We start from the raw sequence: 24,765 nt of genomic DNA on the forward strand, positions 1-24,765 counted from the left end.
AAGAATTGCGATGAGATTTCCGCTTTCCATCGACAGGCCTTTGATCTGCGCGATCATGAAGCTGGAGCAGCCCTATGTGATCGAGTGGATCGCGTGGCACAAGCTGCACGGCTTCGATCTGATGATCGCCGACAATTGTCTCGCCGGACCGCAGACGGCAGTGCTTTCGGCGTTGCGCGACGCCGGCTGGATCCAACTGGTCGACTGGCGGCACGATCGCTCGCAGCCGCAGCGGCGCGCCTATTCGCACCTTTATTGGCGGGCGCTGCTGCAGGGCTATCGCTATCTCGGCTTCCTCGACGCCGACGAATTTCTCGAGCCACTCGACGGACCGCCCTGGAGCGGCGCCGAGCTCGTCCGCTCGCTGCTCAGACGGCGCGGCGTGCGCAGCGTCGCCTTCCGCTGGGCGAATTTCGGCAGCGACGGCAAAGAGGCCTATGACGACGAGCTGGTCACCGTCCGGTTTCCGAGACGCGGCAGGCACGACGCCTCGACGGCGCGCTGGAAGAAGGCGTTTGCGCGCGTCGCCTCATGCCTGCCGAAGGCCCTGCGAAGCCCGACGCTGTTCATGGCGCATCCGCACGGTTTCCCGATCGGGCAGCGCAGGACGCTGGTCGACGGCATCACCCTCGACAGGCATCAAGCCGCCATGCCGATGGAATGGAAGCTCGGCTGGGTCCGCCACTATGCGGTGAAGTCGCGGCAGGAATTGCTGAGCAAGCACGCCCGCGGCGGAGGCTTCACGCCGGCGAGCGAGGCGCCCTCCCTGGAAGAATACATCGCGTCGCGGGATCAAAATGACATTCTCGAACCGCTCGACGACGCGGCGATCGAGGCCCTGCGGGCCAAGGTCGCGGAGATCGTCCGGTCGCTCGATCCGGCGATCCTCGAGCAGACGCGGCCGCTGTTCGAACAGCACAAGTAGGATCGGCGCCGTCGCGTGCCCCTAGGCAAGCACAAGCGGCGCGGTGCTCATCCCGTGGAACGACAGCGACGGGCGGCGCCCGGCGCCGGCGGCATCGAGCCACCAGCCAGGGGCGCGGGTGAACAGCGCCTCGATCATCGCCGCGATCTCGATGCGGGCGACATGCTGGCCGAGGCAAACATGCAGGCCGGTGCCGAAGGTCAATGACAAGGCCGGCGAGCGGGTGAGGTCCAGCCGGTCACCGTCCGCGAAGACCGCATCGTCGCGGTTGCCGCTGCCGAGCACCGCCACCACCGCCTCGCCGTTCGCGATCCTGGCTGTGCCGAGGTCGATGTCTTCGGCCGCAATGCGCGCGACCGCGTATTGCACGGAGGCGCCGTAGCGCAGGAGCTCGGCGGCGGCGCTGCTCCAGTCGACAGCCCGGCGCTCGAGCAGGTCGCGCTGTTCTGGAAAACGGTGCAGCGCGACCACCGCGTTGCCGAAAGCGTCGACGACGGTCTCCTGTCCGGCAAACAGCATGAACACGACGTTGGCCACCATGTCTTCGTGGGACCAGCGCCCTTCGGCGACTTCCCGCGCCATGCGGGCGACCATTCCGTCCGGCCGGAAGGCCTGTTGCGCCAGCCGTTCCTCGACAAAGGCCCGGCACTCGCCATAGGCCGCGGTGCTGGCAGCCGGCGGCTGGTCTGTTCGCAGGTCGAACGCACCAGCCATGCGGCTGGTCACCGATTTCAGCGCCCATGGATCCTCGATCTCGATGCCCATGATTTCCTGCAGGAGCCAGAAGGAGACCGGCACGGCGAGCCCGGCGACGGCATCGATGCGGCCGTCCGCCATCGCCCGGTCGACCAGCTCGCGGCTTAGCGCGCGCAGGCCCTGTGTCAGCGTCTCGACGGCGGATCTGGAGAGGGAGCCTGCAACCGGCCGGCGCAGCTCACCATGATGCGGCGGATCGGCGAGCATCACAGACCGGCTGAGCAGCGCCATCGGCGCCTGGTCGACAAGCTTGCGGCGGACCTCCTCATACCTGCCGGGCGGCGCCTGCAGCAGGGCCGGATGCTTGAGGACGCGGGACACCAGTTCATGGCTGAAGACGTAATGCGCGTCGGCAAGTTCCGGATAGGGCGCGGCGCCGCGCGCGATGCCGCCCGACGCGCGCATTCGGGCAAAATGCGCAAACGGATCGTCGCCGAGCGCGAACGGATCGAAGAACGGAGCCGTCATGCCGTGGCCGGCCCGCATGTCATTTCTTGAGGTCCTTGGCCGAGATGACCCGGAACCCACCGGACGCGGCGTCCTGAGGGAAGAAATCCGGCATGACGTAGAGGAATTCGCAGTCGTAGACGCGGTAGTGCAGCCGCAGCAGCGGATCGCGGATGATCTCTTCGAGCGGCGGCCTTATGCCGGTCTCGTTCCAGCGGTCTATGGTGGCGCGGAACCGCGGGTCGGACCTGACCTGGTCGTCGTCGTCCTCGTCGCCGGATGAGCCGGCATAGGCCGAGCAGCGGCCGTCGCCGATCAGCCAGCGCGCGCCGAGGCGGCGGCCGTGGTGCTCCATCTCCTTCAGCAGCCGGATTGCCGTGTTGCCGCCGCGGTGGCTGGGGCGGACGCAGAGATTGTAGGCATAAAGCGAGTGCACCGGCTCGCTGCGCGGCAGCGATGCAAAGGCATCGAAATTCGTGGGAAAATCGGCGCGCACCAGCGGGTCCTGGCTGGTTTCGGTGAAGCAGAGCGTGCCGGCCAGCGCGTCGCCGTCGATCGCGCCCAGCATGGTGTGGCCAAGCGCCAGCCGGCGGCGGATGGTCGCCTCGCTGGCTCGCAGCGGACCGGCCCAGGCGGCAGCCTCAAGCTCCATCAGCAGCGGCATGTCGTCCGCGTCCAGCTTCCGGATTGGAAGCGCATTGCTCTCGACGTTCATCTCTCGGCCACCCGACTTGCCCACGCGCTATAGGGCGTGCCGCAGCTTTTTGCTAGTCAGCAAGGCTGCCGTTTGCAATTGTGCAGGCCGGGGGACGCGATCACTTGATATTCTACGTCACGCATAGAAAGCACGCCTATACTCATGCGGTCGTGCTTCTCTATCACCGCCCAGACCTGCAAGCATCGTTCCGGCTGGTTCGCTATGAGGATGCCGGGTTGCTGCGCGGCGTTCGCGCGGGCGTGGTGGTCTGGTCGGACATGGACCGGCTGAGCGCCGAGGAGTTGCAGCGGGCAGCCGAGCTGAGCGCCGAGCTGGCGCAGCAAACGGGCTTGACGCAGCTCAACCATCCGACGGCCAGCCTGCAGCGCTTGGATCTGTTGCGCGTGCTGCGCGGCGACGACGGCAACTTTTTTCGCGCATTCAGGCCGGACGAGCTCGATGACACGATGTGCTATCCCGTCTTCATCCGCGACGAGGTGGGCGCGCTGTACGAGGAGCCGCCGCTTCTGCACGACCGGCCGGCGCTGGACGCGGCACTCGCAAGGCCGGACGGGCGCAAGCTGGTGCGGCCGATCGTGGTGGAGATGACCGGCACGCCAGGGCCTGACGGATACTACCGGAAATTCGCCGCCTACCGGGTCGGCGATACGATCTACGCCCAGCATATTGCGATGTCGAAATCGTGGTTCGTCAAGAATGCGGCCGATCGGCTCTTGCCGGCCCACATCGACGAGATCAGGGCCTACATTACCGAGAACCCGCATGCCGGGCGGGTGATGCAGGTCTTCGAAAAGGCCCGCATGCAGTACGGGCGCATCGACTACACGCTTGCCGAGGGCAAGCTCGTGGTGTTCGAGATCAACAGCAATCCGACCGTGCTGAGTGACCCGCCGACGCCGTTCGCCACCTACGACCCGCAGCCTTTCGCCGACCGCCACGCCGACGCGCTGCTCGCGCTGCCGCAGGCGGCAGCGCCGGACTCGCTGCCCGCGATCGACGCCGCCAACCGGGCGACGCTGGCCAAATTGCGGCGCCGCTACGAGTTCAAGCGGCTGAAGCTCGTGCTGCAGAAGATCTTTGGGCGAGGTGGGGCAAAATAGTCTGAAGCGCGACGCCTTGCCCAGCGACCCGCTCGAGCGAAACAACCGCAAAGCCGGGGCCGGCGGAAGTCTTGGCGGGCCGGCGCACTGCGCCGGCCCGTTCGCCTTTCGCCATCAGGCGGCCTTGACCTTCAGCTCTTCCTCGCCGCGCACCAGCTTGGTCACGCCGGCGAAGTCGAGCTTGCCGGAACCGAGCACCGGCACCTTCGGCACCACGCGCACCTCGGCCGGCACCATCAGGTCCATGGCGCCGTTGGCCTTGGCGAAGGCCAGGAATTCGGCCCGGGTGGCGTTCGCGGCCTCGGTGATGAGGATCAGCTTTTCGCCCTTGCGGGCATCCGGCACGCTGGCAACCGCCGACAGCGACCCTTTCCACAATTCGCCGGCCAGCGCCTCGACAGCGGCCAGCGAGATCATCTCGCCGCCGATCTTGGCGAAGCGCTTGGCGCGGCCGCGGATGGTGATGAAGCCGGCCTCGTCGACGGTGACGACGTCGCCGGTGTCATGCCAGCCGTCTGCCAGCGGCTCGAGCACGCCCGGCTTCTCGGCCCGCAGATAGCCCGACATGACATTGGGGCCGCGCACGTAGAGCCGCCCGCCGTCATCGACGCCGGGCACCGGATCCAGCCGATACTCCATGCCGGGCATGATTTTGCCGACGCTGCCGGACCGGTTGTACATCGGCGTGTTGATCGAGATCACCGGAGCCGCCTCGGTCACGCCGTAGCCTTCGAGGATACGCAGGCCGAACTTCTCCATATAGGTCATGCGCGTCGCCGGCTTGACCGGCTCGGCGCCGGCAAAGCAGTAGCGCACCGAGCGGAAGTCGTAAGGATGCGCCGTGCGCGCATAGCCGGAGAGGAACGTGTCGGTGCCGAAGATGATCGTCGCATTCGACGCGTAGACCAGTTCCGGCACGATGCGGTAGTGCAGCGGCGAGGGGTAGAAATAGACCGGCACGCCCGAGATCAGCGGCAGCACCGTGCCCGCCGTCATGCCGAAGGAGTGGAAGATCGGCAGGACGTTGAACACCTTGTCGCCCGAGTGGAAATCGATCCGCGAGGCAGCCTGGGCTGCGTTGGCCAGGATGTTGCGGTGGGTGAGCACCACGCCCTTCGGCGTGCCTTCCGAACCCGAGGTGAACAGGATCACCGCGGCGTCGTCGGGCTTGCGGGCGACGCGCGGCGTGGTCTTGCGCAGCAAGCCGAGCAGCTTGTCCTTGAGGCCGATGCCGGCCCGCAGCTCGTCGAGCCAGACGATCTCCACCGAGCGGCCGATTTCCTCGACCACGGCGCCGAGCTTTGCCTGTTCGACAAACGCGCGCGAGGTGAGCACAGTCTTCACCTCGGCGGCCTTGCAGGCGGAGAGGATGTTCGCCGCACCGGCGGTGAAGTTGATCATCGCCGGCACCTTGCCGGCCGACATGACGCCGAGCAGCGTCGCGCATGCGCCATTGGCGTTGGGCAGCATGATGCCGATCGTCTGCTGGCCGGCATAGAGGTGCTCGAACTTCTCGCCGAGCACGGCGGCGGCCGTCAGCAGCTTGCCATAGCTCAGCGAGCCGGTGACCGGGTCCTGCACGGCGAGCTCCTTCATGCCGCGCTCGCCCGCCGTCAGGATGATCTTCTCCAGCACGGTCCTATCGATGTCCTCGGTGCGGAAGACGAGATCCGACATCACCTGATAGAGGGCGGCGCCCGCCGCGGTGCGACGCTGGCGGCCCTTGAGCTCCTGCGGAACGTCGAGCTTCACCGGCTCCAGGATGGTCACCTTGACCTTCGGGAACAGCCGGCGGCGCACGTGCTGCGACGTTAGCCGCGAGAAGTAGCTCTTCTCCAGCCCGTCGATGCGCACAGGCACCACCATCGAGCCGGTCTTGTCGGCGACCATGGCCGCGCCGTCATAGACCTTCATCAGGCCTCCGGTGACGGTGATGCGGCCTTCCGGGAAGATGACCAGCGGGTCGCCGCCCTGCACGATCTTGATCAGCGTGCGGGTCGACATCGGCTTCGCCGGATTGAGCGGCAGGGCGCGGGCGAGTTTCAGGAACGGCTTCATCCACCAGGCCTGCGCGATGGTGTGGTCGATGGCGAAGACCGGCTCCTCGTCGGTCAGCGTCAGGGCCAGCGGACCGTCGAGGAAGCTGACATGGTTGAGCGCCAGGATCGGCGCCGGGCCGGCGGCCTTGAGGTTGTCCAGCCCCTCGACCTCCAGATGATGGAAGGCGCGGAACAGTATGGAGACGAAATCGCGGAAAGGATTCGTCGGCAGGTATTTCAGCATCAGCCAGGCGGCGACGGCATTGACCGCGGCAAGGCCGGCCAGCACGCCGGCGATCGAGACGCCGGCGCCCTGGATGACGGCGACGAGGCCGCCGCCAATGGTCATGAAACCGGCGCTGACGACATTCACCGCGGCGACGACACGGGCGCGGCGGTCCTCCGGCGCCCAGGCCTGCACGGCCGCGAAGGTCGGCACGACCAGGAAGGCGCCGGCGATCGCCAGGCCGGCGAGATCGATGGCGACGCGAATGGTGTTCTGGCCGGCGAAGAAGGCGCCGAGCGTCTCGGCCTGGACCGTGCTGTGCAGGCCCCACACGCTCCAGGCGAGGTCCAGCCCGAAAACAGCCATCAGCGCGGTGCCGACAGGAGCCGGCAACAGCACCATGCGGCCCTGCGACATCCATGCGGCGATGGCCGAGCCGACGGCGACGGCGACCGCGAAGACGGCCAGATAGGCGGTCACCGCGATCTCGGTGCCGCCGAGCGAATTCTTGACCAGGGGGGGCAGGATGGAAAGGACGATGGCCCCGACCAGCCAGAACCACGACGCCATCAGCGCCGCCCGCCAGATGCGCTGGTTGGTGCGCAACTCGCTGACCAGACGCCAGGTGGAGCGCAGGATGTTCTTGTCGATCGCGAGATCGGGTGCGGCCGAACCGGTGGCCGGGATGTAGCGGCTGACGAGCCAGCAGCCGACGGCAAGCGCCATCATGATCGGGCCGAACACCGCAACGCCGATGCCGTCGGCCGAGACGATGCCGCCGGCGATGGTGCCACCGAGGATCGCGGCGAAGGTGGCCGACTCGATCCAGGCGTTGGCGCGCGGCAGTTCCTTGCGCTCGAGGTGATCGGGCAGGATGCCGTACTTGATCGGGCCGAACAGCGCCGAAATGACGCCGAACAGGAACAGCGCCGTCAGCAGAACCGGAATGGAGGAGAGCGCGATGCCGATGACCGCGAGCAGTGCGGCGCCGATCTCGACGAACTTCAGCCTGCGCGCCACGAAAGCCTTGTCGAAGCGGTCGGCGATCTCGCCGCCAAGCGCGGACAAGAGCAGGAAAGGAGCCATGAAGATGGCGCCGGCCAAGGTCACCAGTGACGCCGCCTGGTCGGCGGCAAGGGTGAAGAGGATGAGGAACACCAGCGTGTTCTTCAGGAAATTGTCGTTGAAGGCGGACAGGAACTGCGTCCAGAAGAGAGGCGCGAAGCGCCGCGACATCATCAGATGGGTGTTCATGGCAGGTTCCAATGGGCAAGGCCATCGAGCAATCCGAGATGGATCGGTCAGCGGTTGCTTGCGCGGTTTGAGCCTCGTTTTAAGCGGGAAGCCGGTTAAACTTCGTTACTGCGGTTGATATCCATCATCAGCTTTTCGGTCTTAGCGCCTTGCAGCCTGTTGATGAACCGGCCCGTTTCCTCCGCGTCACGCAGCGTCTTGGTGATGGCGATGGACGTCTTCCAGGCACTCGAATGGTTGGAAACATAACTGTTGGTGGCCATCGATATGATCCTTTCGTTTCAGGGTTAAGCCGGGTCGGCGCTGGCTGGTTTCAGGGCCGGATACAATCAGCCGGCTTCGTCATCCTCTTCGCCGCTCATTTTCCATGAACGATGTTCATAAACGCAACATAGCACATTGTGAACGGCGTTCAAGAGAAAAGTGAACACCGTTCAAAGATTCAAATGAAGGCGGCGACCGCGACCTTGGGCGAGGCCGCGCATACGGCGAGTTCCGCCTCGCCGATGCGGGATGTCACGCCTCGCCGGTCAGCCGTGCCGCAATCAGGCGCGCCGCCTTGACCGCCGCAGCACCCTGGTTGGCCGCGACCGCATCGTCGACGCGGGATATGGGGGACGCCACCGCCAGCGCGCCGATCGGTTGGCCGTCGGCGCCGAGGATCGCGGCGCCGATGCTGTGCACGCCTTCCTCATAGCCCTGCGAGCTGCGCGAATAGCCGCTCGCGGCGGCAAAAGCGATGGCTTTGGCCAGCGTGTCCGGTCCTGTCACCGTATGCGCGGTGAAGGCCTGCAAGGGCTTCTCCAGATAGGCGCTGACCACTTGCAGCCGCGAGGCGGCGAGGAAGGCGATGCCGGAGGCCGTGCCGTGCAGTGGCAGGATCTGGCCGACATCGACATTGACGCGGTTGGCCTTCGCCGACAGTTCGACATGCACGGTGAGCAGCGCGCCGGCGCTGAACTCCGACAGATGCACGGTCTCGCCGGTTTCGAGCGACAGCTCCCGCGCCACCGGCGCCGCCACGCGCACGAAAGGGAAATGCGCGTCGCGGATGCGGGCCAGCCGCGACAGGCCGGCGCCCAGCCGGTAGCGGCGGCTTTGCGGCTCCTGCTCGATCAGCCGATGGTTGGCGAGCGCCATCAGCAGGCGCCGGGCTGTCGCCTTGTCGAGGCCGGCCTTGCGGGCGAGGTCGGACAGCCCGATCTCCGGCTCGTCGAGCGTGAACAGCTCCAGCAGCGAGACCGCCTTGCCCACCGTGCTCATGATGCATTCTCCAAGATAGTTCGCATGTGAATTAACTTGACAGCAGCCGAGGTAGCCTGCAGTTTGTCTATAACATACAAAACGATGGTTCAAATAGTGAACCGACAAGAAAATCATCTTGTGCCCAACTGACGGCACACAAGGGAGGCTTCGCCCCGTGACGGCTGCCAAAAACGCTTTCCATTCAAAGACAACCGGCGATCTGCTCGACAGCGAGCAGCAGCGCTTCCTCGAAAACCACCCGCGCTCGGCGGCAGCATGGGAAGAGGGCAAGAGGCACTTCCTCTATGGCGGTCCCTCGCACTGGATGCGACGCTGGGCCGGCGGCTTCCCGGTCTATGCGGCGTCGGCCAGCGGCGCCCATATCCGTGACATCGACGGTCACGACTATGTCGACTTCGCCCTTGGCGACACCGGAGGCATGTGCGGCCATGCGCCGGAAGCGGTCACCCGCGCCGCGCTTCGCCAGTTGCAGAACGGCACCACGATGATGCTGCCGACCGAGGACAGCCTCTGGGTCGGCGCAGAGCTTACGCGCCGCTTCGGCCTGCCTTACTGGACGCTGACCACCTCGGCCACCGACGCCAATCGCGGCGCCATCCGCATCGCCCGCATGATCACCGGCCGCGACAAGGTGCTGGTCTTCTCCGGCTGCTATCACGGCGGCGTCGAGGAAGCGCATGTCGAGATCCGCGACGGCCGCGTCGGTATGCGCAACATGATCCATCCCAACGGCGTCGACCATTCCGCCGTCTCCAGGGTGGTCGAGTTCAACGACATCGCGGCGCTGGAGGAGGCGCTCTCGGCCGGCGACGTCGCCTGCGTGCTGACCGAGCCGCTGATGACCAATTTCGGCATGATCCCTGTCGCCGACGGTTTTCACGCCGCGCTTCGCGAAATCACGCGCCGCACCGGCACGGTGCTGATCATCGACGAGACGCACACCATCTCCAGCGGGCCGGGCGGCTATACTGCGCAGCACGGTCTGGAGCCGGACATGCTGGTCGCCGGCAAGGCAATCGCCGGCGGCATCCCGGCCGGCGTCTTCGGTGTCTCGCGGGAGATCGCCGAGCGGCTGTGGGCGATCGTGCCGATGGTCAATCCGCGTGTGCGTCAGTCGGCGCATCTCGGCATCGGTGGCACGCTGGCCGGCAACGCGCTGACCGTCGCCACCATGCGCGCGGTGCTGGAGGAGGTGCTGACGCCGGCCAATTTCGAAAAGATGATCGCCAACGCTTCGCGGCTGGCCGAGGCGGCGCGGGGCATCATCAGCGCCAACAAATTGCCCTGGCATGTGACGCAGATCGGCGCCCGCGCCGAGATCATGTTCATGCCCGCGCCGCCGCGCAACGGCGCCGACGTCATTGCCGGCCGGCGCGGCGATCTCGAGACGCTGCTGCATGCCTTCTACATGAACGAGGGCATATTGGTGACGCCGTTCCACACCATGTTCCTAATGTGCCCGGCGACCTCGCCGTCCGACGTCGACCGCCACACGGATGTCTTTACCCGCTTCGTCGATCTGGTTCGCAGCGCGGGCGTCGTCTAAGCGATGGCAAATCCATTCGACCTCAAGGGCCGGGTGGCGCTGGTGACCGGCGGGGGGCGCGGTATCGGTGCCGCGATCGTCACGCGCTTCGCCGAGGCTGGCGCTTCGTTGGTCATCGCCAACCGCACGCTCGACGTTGCCGAAACCCTCGCGGCCGATCTCTCGGCGCGGGGCCTCTCCGTCCGCGCCGTTACGCTTGCCGGACTCGACCGCGCCGCCTTGCACGGGCTCGTCGGCGACGTCATCCGCGAAGCCGGCCGCCTCGACATCGTCGTCCACAATGCCGGCGGCTGCCCCTGGGCCTCGATCGAGGACCTCGACGAGGACAAGCTCGAAGAGGCATTGGCGCTCAATCTCAAACCCTGCTTCTGGCTGGCGCAGGCGGCGGCGCCGGCAATGCGCGCCAACGGTTTCGGCCGCATCCTCGTCACCTCGTCAGTGTCGGCGCGCGTGGCCATGGCCGGCGGCGCGCACTATTCGGCGGCCAAGGCCGGCGTCAACGCCTTCATCCGGGGCGCCGCCTTCGAGTTCGCGCGCGACGGCATCACCATCAACGGCGTCGAGCCGGGCTTCATCGCCAAGGGCAGGGGCACAATGAGCGCGCCGGAAGTCGCCGACAGGCTCGGCCGGTTCATCCCCGCCGGCCGTCTCGGCGAGGCAGACGACATCGCCTATGCCATGCTCTACCTCGCCTCCGAGCAGGCGAGGTACTTGACCGGCCAGACCATCGTCGTCGACGGCGGCTCGACCTTGGCGGAGACCGGCTATGCCGTCGAGCGGCATTGGGGGCTGGCATGAGCCGGCGCCTTGAAGGCCGCAAGGCGCTGATCACCGGTGCCGCCACCGGCATGGGCCGCGCCACCGCCGAGCTGTTCGGCCGGCATGGCGCCGAGGTCATCGCCTTCGGCCATGGCGACGAAGTGCTGGACGAGGCCGCGAGGGCAAGCGGCGGCATCGCCGTGCGCGGCGACATCACGGTTCCCGGTGACATAGCCTTCGCCATCGACGCCTGCGAGGGTCGCCTCGACATCGTCGTCAACGCCGCCGGCGTGATGATCCTCGACGAGCCGGAGACGCTGAGCGACGAGACCTGGGCCAAGAGTTTCGCCGTCAACGTCACCGGCTCGATGATGGTCTGCCGCGCGGCGCTGCCGCTGCTGAAGCAGCGCGGCGGCGCGATCGTCAACATCGCTTCCGTCGGCGCGTTCAACGCCAGCGGCCAGAACGCCGCCTATTCGGCAAGCAAGGCAGCGCTCGTCTCCTATACGCGCTCGCTCGCCTTCGCACACGGCCCCGACGGCATCCGCGCCAATGCCGTGGCGCCCGGCTGGGTGCGCACGCCGATGAGCGTGTACGAGATGGAAGTGGCGGCGGCCGCCAACGGCTCGACGCCGGAGAAGGAGTTCGCGGCGCTGACCGGCCGCATCGCGCTGCGCCGTGTCGCCGAGCCCGAAGAGATCGCCTCCTGCTGCCTGTTCCTCGCCTCCGACGAAGCGTCCTTCGTCACCGGCGCGGTGCTGGTCGCCGACGGCGGCGGCCGCGCGCCGACGCAGAACAGGGCGGTGTGACGTGATCTGAAATTTCCCGTTCACCACGTTGGTCGCGGGTAAAACTTTGCGGCAGTTGGAGCTACACCAGCGCGCCGCAAACGGCTATCTATCGTCGCGGTATCATGCTTCGGGGTCATGAGAGGCGCGGGCTTGCAACTGGACCTGAAAACCATTGAAGCGCTTGCCCCTGACCAGGCCTCGCTCAGCGCCGCCTCCAAGCTGACCAAGCGCTCGAACTGGCCGCGCCTGGAGATGAATGAGCAACTGGGGCTCATCTGGGGGGAATGCCAGGGCTCGGGATCGAATCCCTATCGTGTCGCGTTCGACACCGGCGACCATGGCTACAAATGCACCTGTCCATCGCGAAAATTCCCGTGCAAGCACATATTGGGGCTGATGTGGATCGGCGCCACCGCGCCGGCCAGCTTCGATCGCGTCGATCAGACGCCGGAATGGGTGAATGACTGGCTCGGACGCCGCCGCAAGACCGGGCAGCAGCCAGCACAATCGGCGGCCAGCGCCGAAGGCAAAAGCATCGACGAGGCATCGCGGCCGGACGAGAGCGCCCCGGTCGAGGATGCCGCGGCCGCCGAACGCCGCGAGGCGGCACAGCGCAAGCGGGCAGAGGATACGCGAAGCGCGGTCTCGGCGGCGTTGGACGAGCTCGATCAATGGATAGCCGACCAGCTCCGGCTCGGCCTTGCCGGGTTCGTCGATGCCTGCAGCGAGCGCTGCCGCCGCATTGCAGCCCGGCTTGTCGACCTCAAGGCGACCGCGCTTGCCGGCCGCATCGACGAGTTGCCGGCGCGGCTGATGGCGCTGCGCGGCGAGGAGAAGCCGGATGCCGCGATCCGCGAGCTGGGCAAGCTGGTGCTGCTCGCCAAGGCCTGGCGCGCCACGCCCGATGATCCCGAGCTGAAACGACTTGTGTCGACATCTGAGACGCGCGAGCAGGTCCTCGCCAACCCCGATGCCGTCCAGGTCGCGAGCGACTGGGAGGTGCTGGGAGAAAAGATCGAGACCCGCCGCGACGGCCTCGTCAGCCATGCGACCTGGCTGCTCGATCTGCAGAGCCCGGCGCCGCGCTTTGCCGTCCTGCTCGACTTCTTCCCGGCCTCGGCCGGGCGGCGCTCAGGCGCCTTCGCGCCGGGCGATCGCTTCAAGGCCAGGCTGGTATTCTATCCATCGCGCACTCCGCTGCGGGCGCTGGTCGCGGAGCGGCTCGGCGATGCGGCGCCCGGTGCATGGCCAGCTTTCGCCTCGGACGCCGGCGATCCGCTTGCCGCCTATGCCGCTTTCCAGGACGGTGCGCCATGGCTGTCGGATTGCCCGGTCATCCTGCCGGCCGGCGCGATCGCGCTGGACGAGAAGGACGGCGCGTGGTGGCAGGCGGCGAACGATCCGCACGGCATTGCCCTGCCTGTCGAGGGCTCGGTCAACCGGACCTTGCTGGGCCTCGATCTCGCGGCCACGGCCGCGCTCTGGAACGGCGCCAGGCTGGAGCTGCTGGCGTCGCAGAGCAATATGGGGAGGCTCGATCTGTCGTGAACGAGCCCGAGCAGGCAGGGCTGGCGAGATTGCGCGACGGCTGGATTTCCGGCGGCGCCGCTTTCGAACTTGCCCCTGCAGAATGGAAGGAAGTGGCGGCAGCGGCCAACCCGGACGAGCAGGAGCGGCGGCTGTTGGCGATTGCCGCGCAGGCGCTCGATGTCGCGCTTCGCCCGGCAGCGCCGAAAACCCTGAAGCGGCGCCCGCCGTTGCCGGCGCTGGCCATGCCGATGATCCCGGAACGGCTGCGGCCGTTGCTGCGCGCCGCATTGAAATATGCGGCCGATGCGAGGCTCAAGGCCCGCGTGGCCACGCTCGTCGCCAGCCGAGGCTTCGTGCTGCATCCGATGGATTGGATGCCCGCTGCCTCGGATCAGGAAAGTCCCGAGGTCTATGCCCCCTGGGTCGACTGGCAGGCAGGCGCGGATGGCGAGAAACAGTCCCGGCGCGAGCAGCTGACAGCGGAGACCTGGGATGACTTCTATCCAGCGGCGCGCCGTACCGCGCTGGTCGATTTGCGGCGCACCACGCCTGCTCTGGCGCGGACGCTGATCGAGACCAAGGGGGCAAGCGAGTCGGCGGAGGTCAGGCTTGCGCTGGTTGAACTCATGCGCTTCGGCCTGGGTGCCGACGACGTTCCGTTCCTTAAGAGCCTGTCCGCCGATCGCTCCGGCAAGGTGCGCGAACTGGCCGGCCGGCTGCTGGCAAGGCTGGGGGAGCATGGCAATCAGGCTGATGGCGGGTCGGAAGATCCGACAGCCGAGCTCGCCGCCTTCATCGAGGAAGGCAAATCCGGCTTCATTCGCCGCCGCACCACCTACGCACCGATGAAACTCAAATCGCCTGCGCAACAGGCCCGTCGCGCCGACTTGTTCGCTTCCTGCTACTTCGGCGATCTTGTTGCTCGCTTCGGCAAGACAGAGCCTGATTTCATCGGCGCATGGCAGTTCGGCGTCGATGACAATGCCGATCGTTTTCTCGTTCTAATGGTCTCGGTGTCCGGCAGCGATGCGGCGGTGGCCTGTTTGGCGGATAGGCTTGTCGCCGAAGGCGGCAAGCTTCCGCTTCTCGCCCTCCAGCTCATGTTGCGTTTGGACAGCGGCAGGAAGCGTCTTTTGATCAGTCAGATCCTGAATGACGCACAAAATCTGCACGCGCTAAACCTGGTCGAAGGCGTAGAAGCAGGCTGGCTGGATTGGGGCGACCTCGCCAAAGGCAAGACGCTTTCGGCGCTGCGCTCCGCCGTCTCGGGTGACAACTCCGTCATGAAGCGAAGCGCTGAGCAGTATCTCGAGGCCATAGGCTTTCTCGCCACGGCGGCGACGGCGGAGAAACTGATCGGCGAGGTCGTCACCGCCGGCCTGCCGCCGGCATCGCCATCGCTCGGCCTGCTGCGGCTCAACGCGGCGCTGGCCGAAAATCGTTCCCAATCCGAAAGATGATCAACCCGGAGATGATCGCATGAACGCAGCCATCCGCCTTCCGGCCGAGCAGGTCTATGCCTCCGAACTGCAGGCGCTCGCGCGCGGCGACGATCGCCAGAAGCCAGCCGGCTGGAGCTTGTCGCCGAAAGCCGTGCTCACCTACCTGATGGGCGGCAAGGCTAGCGACGGCACCGTGATTTCGCCGAAATATGTCGGCCGCCGGCAGCTGATGGAGACCGCGATCGCGACGCTTGCCACCGACCGGGCGCTGCTGCTGCTCGGCGTGCCGGGCACGGCGAAATCCTGGGTCTCGGAACATCTCGCCGGCGCCATCATGGGAAACTCGACGCTGATCGTGCAGTGCACTGCCGGCACCGACGAGAACCAGATCCGCTATGGCTGGAACTATGCCCAGCTGCTGGCCAAGGGCCCGAGCCAGGAGGCGCTGGTGCCGACGCCGCTCTACCGCGCCATGCAGGAGGGCAAGCTCTGCCGGCTGGAAGAGCTGACGCGCATGGGTTCCGACGTGCAGGACACGCTGATCACCGTGCTGTCGGAAAAGATGATGCCGGTGCCGGAATTGAACACCTCGATCTACGCCCAGCGCGGCTTCAACATCATCGCCACCGCCAACAATCGCGACAAGGGCGTCAACGAGCTCTCATCGGCGCTGAAGCGTCGCTTCAACGTCGTGGTGCTGCCTCTGCCCGAGGACATGGCGGAAGAGGTCTCGATCGTCTCCCGACGCGTCGGCGAGATGGCCGGCGGGCTGGACCTGCCGGTGCCCAAGAATGTCGGCGAGGAGATCGCGCGGGTGCTCACCATCTTCCGCGAGTTGCGCTCCGGCGCGACCGCCGACGGCAAGGTGACGCTGAAGACGCCGTCGGGCTCGCTCTCCACCGCCGAGGCGATCGCCACGATGGTCAGCGGCCTCAGCCAGGCGGCTTGGTTCGACGGCGGCAAGCTCCACGCTGAAGGCCTGGCGCCAAGCCTGGTCGGCGCGATCGTCAAGGATCCTGTGCAGGACAAGGTGGTGCTGGAGGAATATTTGGAGACGGTGCTGAAGAAGCGGCCGGACTATGCCGGCTACTACGCGGCGCTCAACGCGGCCATCTGAGCCATGACTGAGGACGGCATCAGCTATTTCGGCATACGCCACCACGGTCCGGGCTCCGCCGAGAGCCTGGTCAAGGCGTTGCAGGAATTGCAGCCGGTCGCGGTGCTGATCGAAGGGCCGGTCGATGCCTCGCCACTGCTGCCGCTGCTCGCCAGTCCCGAGATGAAGCCGCCGGTGGCGCTGCTCTGCTATCCCGAGGACGATCCGGCCGCGACCAGCTTCTGGCCCTTCGCCGAATTCTCGCCCGAATATCAGGCGGCGCTGTGGGCCGTCGCCAACAAGGCGGCGCTGCGCTTCGTCGACCTGCCGTCCGCGGCGCGGCTGGCCGAGAAGGCGCCCGAAGGATCGACCGACGCCGAGCCCGCCGAAGCGGAACCCGTCGAAGAGCAAGGCGAGGAAGCGACGCGCATCCAGGATCCGATCGGCACGCTGGCGCGCGCCGCCGGCTACGAGGATGGCGAAAGCTGGTGGTCCGACATCATCGAGCAGAATCCCGAACCCGGCCCAATCTTCGCGGCCATCGCCGACGCGATGACGACGTTGCGCGACGGCGAGGGGGCGATCGGCAAATTCGAGGCGATGCGCGAGGCGCACATGCGGCTGGAAATCGCCGCCGCGCGAAAGGAGTTCGCTGGGCCGCTGGCGGTCGTCTGCGGCGCCTGGCATGTGCCAGCCCTGCAGGCGGCACATACGCAAAAGAGTGACCAGGCGCTGCTCAAGGGAATGGCTCGCCGCAAGACGATGATGACCTTCGCGCCATGGACGGGACCGCGCCTGGCGCTGGGCTATGGCTACGGCGCCGGCGTCGTCGCGCCCGGCTGGTGCAAGCATCTGTGGCAGACGCGCGGGCAGGGCGACTCTTCCATCCTGTGGCTGGCACGGATCGCATCGGTTCTCAGGGCCAAAGGCCACATGATCTCGACCGCATCGCTGATCGAGGCTGAGCGGCTGGCGCGGGCGCTCGCCGCCATCCGCGAACGCCCGAAGCCGGGTTTCGAGGAACTGCGCGACGCTTCGATTTCGGCCCTGTTCAACGGCGAGGCCCTGCTGTGGAAGATGGTCGAGGCCGAACTGCTGCTCGGCGCCGATGTCGGTGAGATTCCGCCGGACACACCGCTGGCGCCGCTGATCGACGACCTTCAGCGCAACCAGAAAGCGGCGCGGCTGAAGCCCGAGGCCTTGGAGCGGGAGCTCTCCATCGACCTGCGCAGCGAGAGCGGGCTGTTTCGGTCGACGCTGCTGCACCGGCTGAACGTGCTTGGCGTGAGCTGGGGCAAGCTGACCGACACCGGGCGCAGCCGCGGCACCTTCCGCGAGCGGTGGGTGCTGGCCTGGCAGCCGGAATATGCCGTTCGCCTGGTCGAGAACCTGGTCTATGGCCCGACCATTGAAAAGGCCGCCAACGGCCGCCTGGTCCAGATGATCGGTGCCGCCGCGACGCTCGACACCCTTGCCACGCTGGTCCAGAGCGCCATCACGGCGGCACTGAGCGAAGCCTCCGCCGCCGGCCTCGTCGCGCTGGAGGAAAAGGCGGCGCACAGCAGCGAGTGCCTGGAACTGCTGGCCTCGGTGCCGCCGCTGGCCGACATCATCCGCTATGGCGAGGCGCGCAAGACCGAGACCGAACGTCTTGCCGGCCTCTTGGAACGGCTGATCGTCGAGGGCTCGATCGCGCTACCCTACGCCGCGCGCGATCTTGATGCGCAGGCGGCCGCGGCGCTGATGGGCGCGCTGCGCAAGGCCGACGAGGCGATCAGGCTGGTGGAGCCGGGCGCGGATGTCGTGGATGCCTGGCGCAACGGCCTCGCGGCCGTGCTCGAGTCGTCGCGATCGACGGCGCTCGTCGCCGGTTGCGCGGCGCATCTGCTCTACGAGGCCGGGCGGCTTTCCGCCGAGGACGCGGCCGACCTTTTGGCAAAGCGCCTGTCGCCGGGGACGCCGGTCATCGAAGCGGCCGCCTTCTTCGAGGGTTTCTTCAGCGGCGCTGGTCAAAGACTGATCTATGACGAGGGTCTGCGCGGCGCCGTCGATGCATGGCTTGCCTCACTCGACGAAGAGGCCTTCGTCGCCCATCTGCCCTTGCTGCGCCGGGTCTTCTCCAACCTCGACAGCATGGAGCGCCGGCGTTTGATCGAGGCCGTGCTCGGCCGCAGGGCCAGCCTGCCCACCGGGCTGACGCCGGCGCCCGATGGCGGCGAAGCCTGGCGCCGGCATTTTGGTCTCCTCGGCAGGCTGCTCGCGGGGGAGCCCAGCCATGGATGATGACGCGATCGTGCCGGACCCAAGCGAAGATCAGCGCGAGCGCCGCTGGCGGCTGGCGATCGGCGCCGACGATGAAACGTCGTCGGCACTGTCGGCGGAAGACCGGCGGCTTTCGGCGGCGCTCGATGCGCTTTATGGCGACGGCAGCGGCGAGACGGCCGGCGATCCGCGCAAGCGGCGCGGCGGGCTCGGCCGCTCGGCGCCGCGCGTCGCGCAATGGATGGGGGATATCCGCTCGTTCTTCCCCGAGCAGGTCGTCCAGGTCGTGCAGAAGGACGCCTTCGAGCGGCTGAACCTGAAACAAATGCTGATGGAGCCGGAGTTCCTCAAGGCGATCGAGGCGGACGTCAATCTCGTCGCCGACCTGGTCTCGCTGCGTTCGGCGATGCCGGACAAGACCAAGGACATCGCCCGTTCGATCATCTCCGACATCGTCGCCAAGCTGATGCAGCGCCTCGAGCAGAAGACCACCGAGGCGATCCGCGGCGCGCTCGACCGGTCGCGGCGCACCAACCGGCCGCGGCAGCGCGACATCGACTGGCCGCGCACCATTACGGCGAACCTCCGCCACTACCAGCCGGACCACAAGACCGTCGTGCCGGAAAGACTGGTCGGCTTCATGCGGCGCCAGCGCCGGCTGGTCGACCTCGACGAGGTGACGCTCTGCGTCGACCAGTCGGGCTCGATGGCAAGCTCGGTCATCTACGCCTCGATCTTCGCCGCGGTGATGGCCTCGTTGCCGGTGGTGCGCACCAAGGTCGTCTGCTTCGACACCGCGATCGTCGACCTGACGGAGGAACTCAGCGATCCGGTCGAAGTGCTGTTCGGCGTCCAGCTCGGCGGCGGCACCGACATCAACCAGGCCGTCGCCTATTGCGCCGAGCGGATCGAGCGGCCGACCAAGGCGCATTTCATCTTGATCACCGACCTCTACGAGGGCGGCAACGGCCAGGAGCTTCTGCAGCGGTTGGCTGCGCTGGTCCGGTCGGGCGTCAATGTCGTCGTGCTGCTGGCGCTGACCGATCAGGGCCGTCCCGGCTATGATCCCGCAATGGCGGGATCGGTCGCATCGCTCGGCATCCCGGTTTTCGCCTGCACCCCTGACCATTTCCCGGACATGATGGCGGCGGCGCTGCGTCGGGAAGACATCGGCGCCTGGGCGGCAGGGGCGGACATCAAGCTGATCCGGGCCGACACCGAAGCAGCCAAGACAGCCGAGTAAGCCTGCCGCCGCCTTCAACGATGATCAGCCTGCTTTCTCGCTGATCAGCTCGAAGCGCTCGACTTCGCAGTGCTGGCCGACCGCGGCCAGGATTTCCATCGACGGTTCGACCGCATCGGGCTGCTTCCATCCGAGATTGAAGGTGTGGACGAAGCGGTCACGGCCGGCGTCATGTTCCATGCCGACAAAGCGCGCGTCATAGCCGAGTGGACGAACCATTTCCCGCAGATCCGGCGGCGAGCCTTTCGGCCACGAGACCGCCAGGATCGCATGGTGGTCGCGCGGGATCCTGAGATCGACCCATTTCAGCGCCTGCAGCGTCACCAGCGTCAGCACCGTCGCGATCGCGCCAAGGCCGAACTGGCCGCCGCCGAAGGCCAGCCCGATCATGGTCATGATCCACATCGTGGCGGCGGTGGTCACGCCTGTCACGAGATCGCCGCGCCGCAGGATGGCGCCGCCGCCGATGAAGCCGACACCGGTGAGCACGCCCAGCGGAAAACGCAGCACGTCCATGCGCACGAAAGAGTCCGTGCCCTTGCCGGCGACATCGAGCAGCATGTTGGCCTGGATCATGGCGATGGCGGCGGCAAGGCCGACCAGGATCGTCGTGCGAAGCCCGGCGGTGTGGCCGCGTGCCTCCCTGTTCAGACCGATCAGGAACCCCGCCAGCAGCGTCAGCAGAAGCCTCGCCAGCAGGTCTGGCCAGCCCGGATGAAGCGGCATGTCGCAGCAAAGCGGCTCGAACATCGTTCCACGAGGCGCGGGCGAGCCGCGCTCCTTGTTCCCAACGACTTCAACCTCGTTGGCGGGCTGAAGGTTCCTTGGCGGGCCAGGAGCACTGGCGCCGTCTGTCACACCCCGCGCACGATTTTGAGACACGCGCCGCTTGACTCCGGCGAAGCCTTGTGAAAAATTTTGCAGCAACTGATAAAAATATCAAAAGGGCGGAAATGGTTGGGTTCGGCAATGGCCTCCTGCGCGACGACGAGACCAGCATGGCCGCCCGCGCCGCCTGGCTTCACTATGCCGGCGGTCTGACCCAGGCCGAGGTCGCCAAGCGGCTCGGCCTCACCAGCCTCAAGGCGCATCGCCTCATCACCAAGGCCAACCAGGAAGGGCTGGTTAAGGTCTATATCGACGGCGAGATCTCCGAATGCGTGGCGCTCGAGGACGAGCTGTCCGGCCGCTACGGGCTCGACTATTGCGAAGTGGTGCCGGACTTCGATCCGGAAGACCTGCCGCTCAAGGCGCTTGGCATTGCCGGCGCGCAATTCCTCAAGCGCGAGATCGAGCGCGGCGAGGACAAGCTGATCGGCGTCGGCCACGGCCGCACGCTCGCCGCTTGCGTGGAGTACCTGCCGCGCATTTCGGCCGACGGCATCCGCTTCGTCTCGCTGCTCGGCGGCCTGACGCGCAAGTTCTCGGCCAACCCGCACGACGTGATCCATCGCCTCGCCGAGCGCACCGGCGCCGAAGCCTATGTCATGCCGGTGCCGATGTTCGCCAACACGGTGGAGGATCGTGCCGTGCTGCTCGGCCAGAAGGGCATTAGCGAGGTCTTCGATCTGGCGAAATCCGCCGACCTGCTGCTGGCCGGCATAGGCACCGCCGAGCAGGAGGCCTCGCTGGTCGCCACCGGCATGATCGACAAGGCCGAGATGGAGGAGACTCGCCGCAACGGCGCCGTCGGCGAACTGCTCGGCCATTTCTTCGACGAGGCCGGCAAGCCGGTGGCGACCACGGTTTCCAGCCGTGCCCTGGCGTTGGCGCGGGAGGACATCGCCAACCGCAGGATCGTCGCCGTCGCCGGCGGCAAGGTGAAGGTTCGCGCCATCAAGTCAGTGCTGGAGGGCCGTTATCTCAAGGGCCTGATAACCGACGAGCGGACGGCGCGATCGCTCGTGGAACAGACGCCGGTCGGGTAGCCGGCACCGCTTTGGTTGAAACTACCCTGTGGAGGAGAAGAGGACATGCATGAGAAAGAAAAAGACCTGATCGACGCGTTCCTGCGTGGACAAGTCGACCGCCGTGGACTGATCAGGGGGCTGGGCGCCATGGGCCTCGCCGCCAGCACCGCCGGCGTCCTGCTCAATATGGGCCAGACCCGCGCGCTCGCCGCCGATTTCGACTGGCAGGCGCACAAGGGCAAGACCATCAAGCTCTTGCTCAACAAGCACCCCTATGCCGACGCGATGATCGCCGACCTCGACAATTTCAAGCAGCTGACCGGCATGAACGTCGTCTATGACGTGTTCCCGGAGGACGTCTATTTCGACAAGGTCACCGCCGCGCTCTCGGCGAGCTCCTCCGAATACGACGCCTTCATGACCGGCGCCTACATGACCTGGACCTATGGTCCGGCCGGCTGGATCACCGACCTCAACGAATGGATCAAGGACCCGGCCAAGACCAATCCGAAATATGCCTGGGACGACTTCCTGCCCGGCGTCAAGAACTCCTGCGCCTGGAACGGCAAGCCGGGCGGTGCGCTGGGTTCGGAAGACGCCAAGCAGTGGTGCATTCCATGGGGCTTCGAGCAGAACAACATCACCTACAACAAGGCGATGTTCGACAAGGCCGGCGTCAAGGTTCCCGGCAGCATGGACGAGATGGTGGCGGCCGCCGCCAAGCTCACCAAGGATGTCGGTGGCGGCGTCTACGGCATCGGCGTGCGCGGCTCGCGCTCCTGGGCGACGATCCATCCGGGGTTCCTGTCGGCTTACGCCAATTTCGACCAGAAGGACCTCAACGTATCGGCCGACGGCAAGCTGTCCGCCGCCATGAACACCGCCGAATCCAAGGCCTTCCACAAGCAATGGGTGCAGATGATCCAGGAGAGCGGTCCGAAGGACTGGTCGACCTACACCTGGTACCAGGTCGGCACCGATCTCGGCGCCGGCGCCTCGGCGATGATCTTCGACGCCGACATCCTCGGCTACTTCATGAATGGCGGCACCAACAAGATGGCCGGCCAGCTCGCCTTCGCCGGCTTCAAGGCCAATCCGGCCGCCAAGGCGCCGACGCCCAACATCTGGATCTGGTCGCTGTCGATGTCAAACTTCTCCAAGGACAAGGACGCCACCTGGTACTTCATGCAGTGGGCTTCCGGGCTCGATCACTGCCTGTTCGGCGCCACCAAGATGGACTTCGTCAATCCGGTCCGGCAGTCGGTCTGGAAGGACGAGGTGTTCCGTGAGAAGCTGAACAAGAGCTATCCGGGCTATGTCGAGATGTTCGACGCCTCGGCACCCGGCGCCAGCATCAAGTTCACGGCGCAACCGCTGTTCTTCGACCTCACCACCGAATGGGCCGCGACGCTGCAGAAGATGGTGGCCAAGGAAGTGCCGATCGACGAGGGCCTCGACAAGCTGGCCGAGAGCATCAACGGCCAGCTCAAGGAGGCCGGCCTCGGCTGATATCGGGCAGCGGCTGGCGCGCAAGCGCGGGCCAGCCGCGACCCTCAACGACACTCGCGAGGCGAAGCGGTATGCTTCGCCAACGCCCGACCGGCCGCCTTGCTCCCTTGGGCGGCCGGCAGGGCGGAGCAACCGGGATAACGGAAGAGCGCGATGACCGCGGCGACGACAGTCCACAGACCCTCCGGCTTCAGGATCAGCAAGCGGGTTCTGCCCTATCTCCTCAGCCTGCCGGCGCTCCTGGTCTGCATCGGCATCCTGATCCCGTTCCTGACCTCGGTGGTCTATTCCTTCCAGCGCTACAGGCTGAGCCAGCCATGGGCCAGGCAGTTCAACTGGGGCGACAACTACATTTCCTTCTTCACCGACCCGAAGTTCTGGAACACGCTCGAGGTGTCGCTGCTCTATGCCGGCATCACCGTGGTGCTCGAACTGCTGCTCGGCCTCGGCATCGCCATGCTCCTGCAGAAGCGCTCGACGCTGAACAACTTCATCTCGATCATGCTGTTGATGCCGCTGATGACGGCGCCGGCGCTGGCCGCGCTGATGTGGAAGCTGATGACCAATCCCGGCTTCGGCGTGCTGAGCTATCTTGCCAGCCTCATAGGCCTGCAGGACTTCCGTTGGGCGTCCTCGCCGTCGACCGCGCTGCTCACCGTCGTGCTGGTCGACATCTGGGTCTACACGCCCTTCATCATGATCCTGCTGCTCGCCGGCCTGCGCAGCCTGCCGACTCAGCCCTTCGAGGCGGCCGCGCTCGACGGCGTGCCGAGGAGCTTCGTGTTCTTCCGCATCACCCTGCCGATGCTGACGCCCTATATCCTGACGGCGACGCTGTTTCGCCTGCTCGATTCCATCCAGCAGTTCGACATCATCTACGCGATGACTCAAGGCGGCCCCGGCGACACGCTGACCGTGTTCCAGGTCGAGGCCTATCTCAACTTCTTCCAGTCGACCAATGTCGGGCGCTCGGCGGCGCTGATGATCATCCTGTGGGCGATCACCTATTTCCTCTCCAACATCTTCATCAAGAACTGGCTCCGGCTGCGCGAACGCGCCCGCGGCCAGGCATAGGAGGCAGGGATGGAACACACCTCGCTTCTCGAACGCATCCTGCGCGGCGCAGCGCTCACGCTGGTGGTGATCTTCTTCATGTTCCCGATCGCCTGGATCTTCATGATGTCGTTCCAGACCAACGAGACCATCCTGCGCATCCCGCCGCAGCTGATCTTCGAGCCGACGCTCGCCAACTACACGGCGCTGATCACCGGCAAGCTGGTGACCGCGGCCGGCACGCTCGACATCGCCTTCATGCGCAATCTCTGGAACTCGGTGTTCCTGTCGGTGACCTCGGTTGCCGTCTCGCTGCTGCTCGGCGTGCCCGCCGCCTATGCCTTCGCCCGCCACAAATTCCGCGGCTCGGAGGACATCGCCTTCACGCTCTTGTCGTTCCGCTTCGCGCCGGCGCTGCTGGTGCTGCTGCCGCTCACGCTCTATTTCCAGAAGCTCGGCCTCGCCAACACCTATATCGGCCTGATCTGGGTCTACCAGCTGATCTGCCTGCCGCTGATCCTGTGGATCGTGCGCGGCTATTTCGAGGACATCCCGGCCGACATCGAATACGCCTACCGCATCGGCGGCCATTCCTGGTTCGCCACCTTCCGCAAGATCGCGCTGCCGCTTGCCGGGCCGGGCATCGCCGCCGCCGGCCTGCTCGCCTTCATCTTCGCCTGGAACAATTTCGTCTTCGCGCTGGTGCTCGCCTCCGCCGACAAGCAGCCGGTGACGGTCGGCGCGCTCGCCTTCATCACCTCGTCCGGCATTCAGTATGGCCAGATCTCGGCCGCGATTGTGCTGTCGATCACGCCGACGCTGGCGCTGGCGCTATACGCGCAGCGCTATCTCGTCGAAGGCCTGTCGCTCGGCGCCGTGAAAGGGTAGTTCCG

Annotated in this window: 20 protein-coding genes; 14 read left to right on the forward strand and 6 right to left on the reverse strand. The window is 66.4% G+C overall.

What is annotated here, in order from left to right:
* Positions 1-10: 10 nt before the first annotated feature.
* Positions 11-925: a glycosyltransferase family 2 protein gene (locus EN846_RS05465; RefSeq protein ID WP_127394354.1), complete on the forward strand. Its 915-nt coding sequence runs from the start codon at positions 11-13 to the stop codon at positions 923-925.
* Positions 926-946: 21 nt separating this feature from the next.
* Here the strand turns inward: EN846_RS05465 and EN846_RS05470 are convergent, their stop codons facing one another.
* Entirely contained in the window at positions 947-2,167 is a 1,221-nt protein-coding gene (locus tag EN846_RS05470) for a cytochrome P450 (protein ID WP_128346359.1), read from the reverse strand.
* Position 2,168: 1 nt separating this feature from the next.
* The gene (locus tag EN846_RS05475) at positions 2,169-2,843 is read right to left on the reverse strand and encodes an N-acetyltransferase (protein ID WP_127285858.1); all 675 of its coding nucleotides are present in this window, start codon (positions 2,841-2,843) and stop codon (positions 2,169-2,171) included.
* A gap of 104 nt (positions 2,844-2,947) precedes the next feature.
* On the opposite strand from EN846_RS05475, the gene EN846_RS05480 reads away from it, so the two are divergent.
* The gene (locus EN846_RS05480) at positions 2,948-3,946 is read left to right on the forward strand and encodes a hypothetical protein (RefSeq protein WP_127392831.1); all 999 of its coding nucleotides are present in this window, start codon (positions 2,948-2,950) and stop codon (positions 3,944-3,946) included.
* A gap of 114 nt (positions 3,947-4,060) precedes the next feature.
* Here EN846_RS05480 and EN846_RS05485 read toward each other — a convergent pair whose 3' ends face one another.
* The 3 genes from EN846_RS05485 to EN846_RS05490 form a co-directional block, all read right to left on the reverse strand.
* Positions 4,061-7,465, reverse strand: coding sequence for an acyl-[ACP]--phospholipid O-acyltransferase (locus tag EN846_RS05485; protein ID WP_127392832.1), 3,405 nt, complete (start codon positions 7,463-7,465; stop codon positions 4,061-4,063).
* A 95-nt stretch (positions 7,466-7,560) separates the two neighbouring features.
* Positions 7,561-7,728: a hypothetical protein gene (locus tag EN846_RS35005; protein WP_187331219.1), complete on the reverse strand. Its 168-nt coding sequence runs from the start codon at positions 7,726-7,728 to the stop codon at positions 7,561-7,563.
* Positions 7,729-7,981: 253 nt separating this feature from the next.
* Positions 7,982-8,728 (reverse strand): IclR family transcriptional regulator, encoded by a 747-nt coding sequence (locus EN846_RS05490; protein ID WP_127311962.1) that lies wholly within the window; start codon positions 8,726-8,728, stop codon positions 7,982-7,984.
* A 157-nt stretch (positions 8,729-8,885) separates the two neighbouring features.
* Here EN846_RS05490 and EN846_RS05495 point away from each other — a divergent pair, with 157 nt between their 5' ends.
* From EN846_RS05495 to EN846_RS05530, 8 genes are all read left to right on the forward strand, one after another.
* Positions 8,886-10,277: a transaminase gene (locus EN846_RS05495; protein WP_128346397.1), complete on the forward strand. Its 1,392-nt coding sequence runs from the start codon at positions 8,886-8,888 to the stop codon at positions 10,275-10,277.
* Between the two features lie 3 nt (positions 10,278-10,280).
* The gene (locus EN846_RS05500; RefSeq protein WP_135913807.1) at positions 10,281-11,075 is read left to right on the forward strand and encodes an SDR family oxidoreductase; all 795 of its coding nucleotides are present in this window, start codon (positions 10,281-10,283) and stop codon (positions 11,073-11,075) included.
* Positions 11,072-11,845 (forward strand): SDR family oxidoreductase, encoded by a 774-nt coding sequence (locus tag EN846_RS05505; RefSeq protein WP_127310138.1) that lies wholly within the window; start codon positions 11,072-11,074, stop codon positions 11,843-11,845. The genes EN846_RS05500 and EN846_RS05505 overlap by 4 nt, the downstream gene beginning before the upstream one ends.
* Before the next feature lie 132 nt (positions 11,846-11,977).
* The gene (locus EN846_RS05510; RefSeq protein WP_127310137.1) at positions 11,978-13,375 is read left to right on the forward strand and encodes an SWIM zinc finger family protein; all 1,398 of its coding nucleotides are present in this window, start codon (positions 11,978-11,980) and stop codon (positions 13,373-13,375) included.
* Positions 13,372-14,817 (forward strand): DUF5691 domain-containing protein, encoded by a 1,446-nt coding sequence (locus EN846_RS05515; RefSeq protein WP_128346398.1) that lies wholly within the window; start codon positions 13,372-13,374, stop codon positions 14,815-14,817. Before EN846_RS05510 ends, EN846_RS05515 begins: the two co-directional genes overlap by 4 nt.
* A gap of 19 nt (positions 14,818-14,836) precedes the next feature.
* Positions 14,837-15,916 carry an AAA family ATPase gene (locus tag EN846_RS05520; protein ID WP_127392160.1) on the forward strand — a complete coding sequence of 360 codons (1,080 nt, stop codon included), beginning with the start codon at positions 14,837-14,839 and terminating at the stop codon, positions 15,914-15,916.
* A gap of 3 nt (positions 15,917-15,919) precedes the next feature.
* Positions 15,920-18,178 (forward strand): DUF5682 family protein, encoded by a 2,259-nt coding sequence (locus EN846_RS05525; RefSeq protein WP_127392159.1) that lies wholly within the window; start codon positions 15,920-15,922, stop codon positions 18,176-18,178.
* Positions 18,171-19,400, forward strand: a complete 1,230-nt coding sequence (locus tag EN846_RS05530) for a VWA domain-containing protein (protein WP_127392158.1) — start codon at positions 18,171-18,173, stop codon at positions 19,398-19,400. Before EN846_RS05525 ends, EN846_RS05530 begins: the two co-directional genes overlap by 8 nt.
* A gap of 24 nt (positions 19,401-19,424) precedes the next feature.
* On the opposite strand, the gene EN846_RS05535 is transcribed toward EN846_RS05530, so the two are convergent.
* A complete protein-coding gene (locus tag EN846_RS05535) occupies positions 19,425-20,150 on the reverse strand; it encodes an MgtC/SapB family protein (RefSeq protein ID WP_127392157.1) in 726 nt (241 codons plus the stop codon).
* 203 nt (positions 20,151-20,353) lie between these two features.
* Between EN846_RS05535 and EN846_RS05540 the strand changes: the two genes are divergently transcribed.
* The 4 genes from EN846_RS05540 to EN846_RS05555 all read left to right on the forward strand — a co-directional run bounded on the left by EN846_RS05540 (position 20,354) and on the right by EN846_RS05555 (position 24,760).
* The gene (locus EN846_RS05540; RefSeq protein ID WP_127284683.1) at positions 20,354-21,328 is read left to right on the forward strand and encodes a sugar-binding transcriptional regulator; all 975 of its coding nucleotides are present in this window, start codon (positions 20,354-20,356) and stop codon (positions 21,326-21,328) included.
* Between the two features lie 45 nt (positions 21,329-21,373).
* Positions 21,374-22,819 carry an extracellular solute-binding protein gene (locus EN846_RS05545; RefSeq protein WP_127284684.1) on the forward strand — a complete coding sequence of 482 codons (1,446 nt, stop codon included), beginning with the start codon at positions 21,374-21,376 and terminating at the stop codon, positions 22,817-22,819.
* Positions 22,820-22,972: 153 nt separating this feature from the next.
* On the forward strand, positions 22,973-23,893 hold the full coding sequence (locus EN846_RS05550; protein WP_126056079.1) for a sugar ABC transporter permease: 921 nt from the start codon (positions 22,973-22,975) through the stop codon (positions 23,891-23,893).
* A 9-nt stretch (positions 23,894-23,902) separates the two neighbouring features.
* Positions 23,903-24,760, forward strand: coding sequence for a carbohydrate ABC transporter permease (locus EN846_RS05555; protein WP_127284685.1), 858 nt, complete (start codon positions 23,903-23,905; stop codon positions 24,758-24,760).
* Positions 24,761-24,765 lie beyond the last annotated feature (5 nt).

This window comes from Mesorhizobium sp. M4B.F.Ca.ET.203.01.1.1 (assembly GCF_004791025.1).
GTDB lineage: Bacteria > Pseudomonadota > Alphaproteobacteria > Rhizobiales > Rhizobiaceae > Mesorhizobium > Mesorhizobium abyssinicae.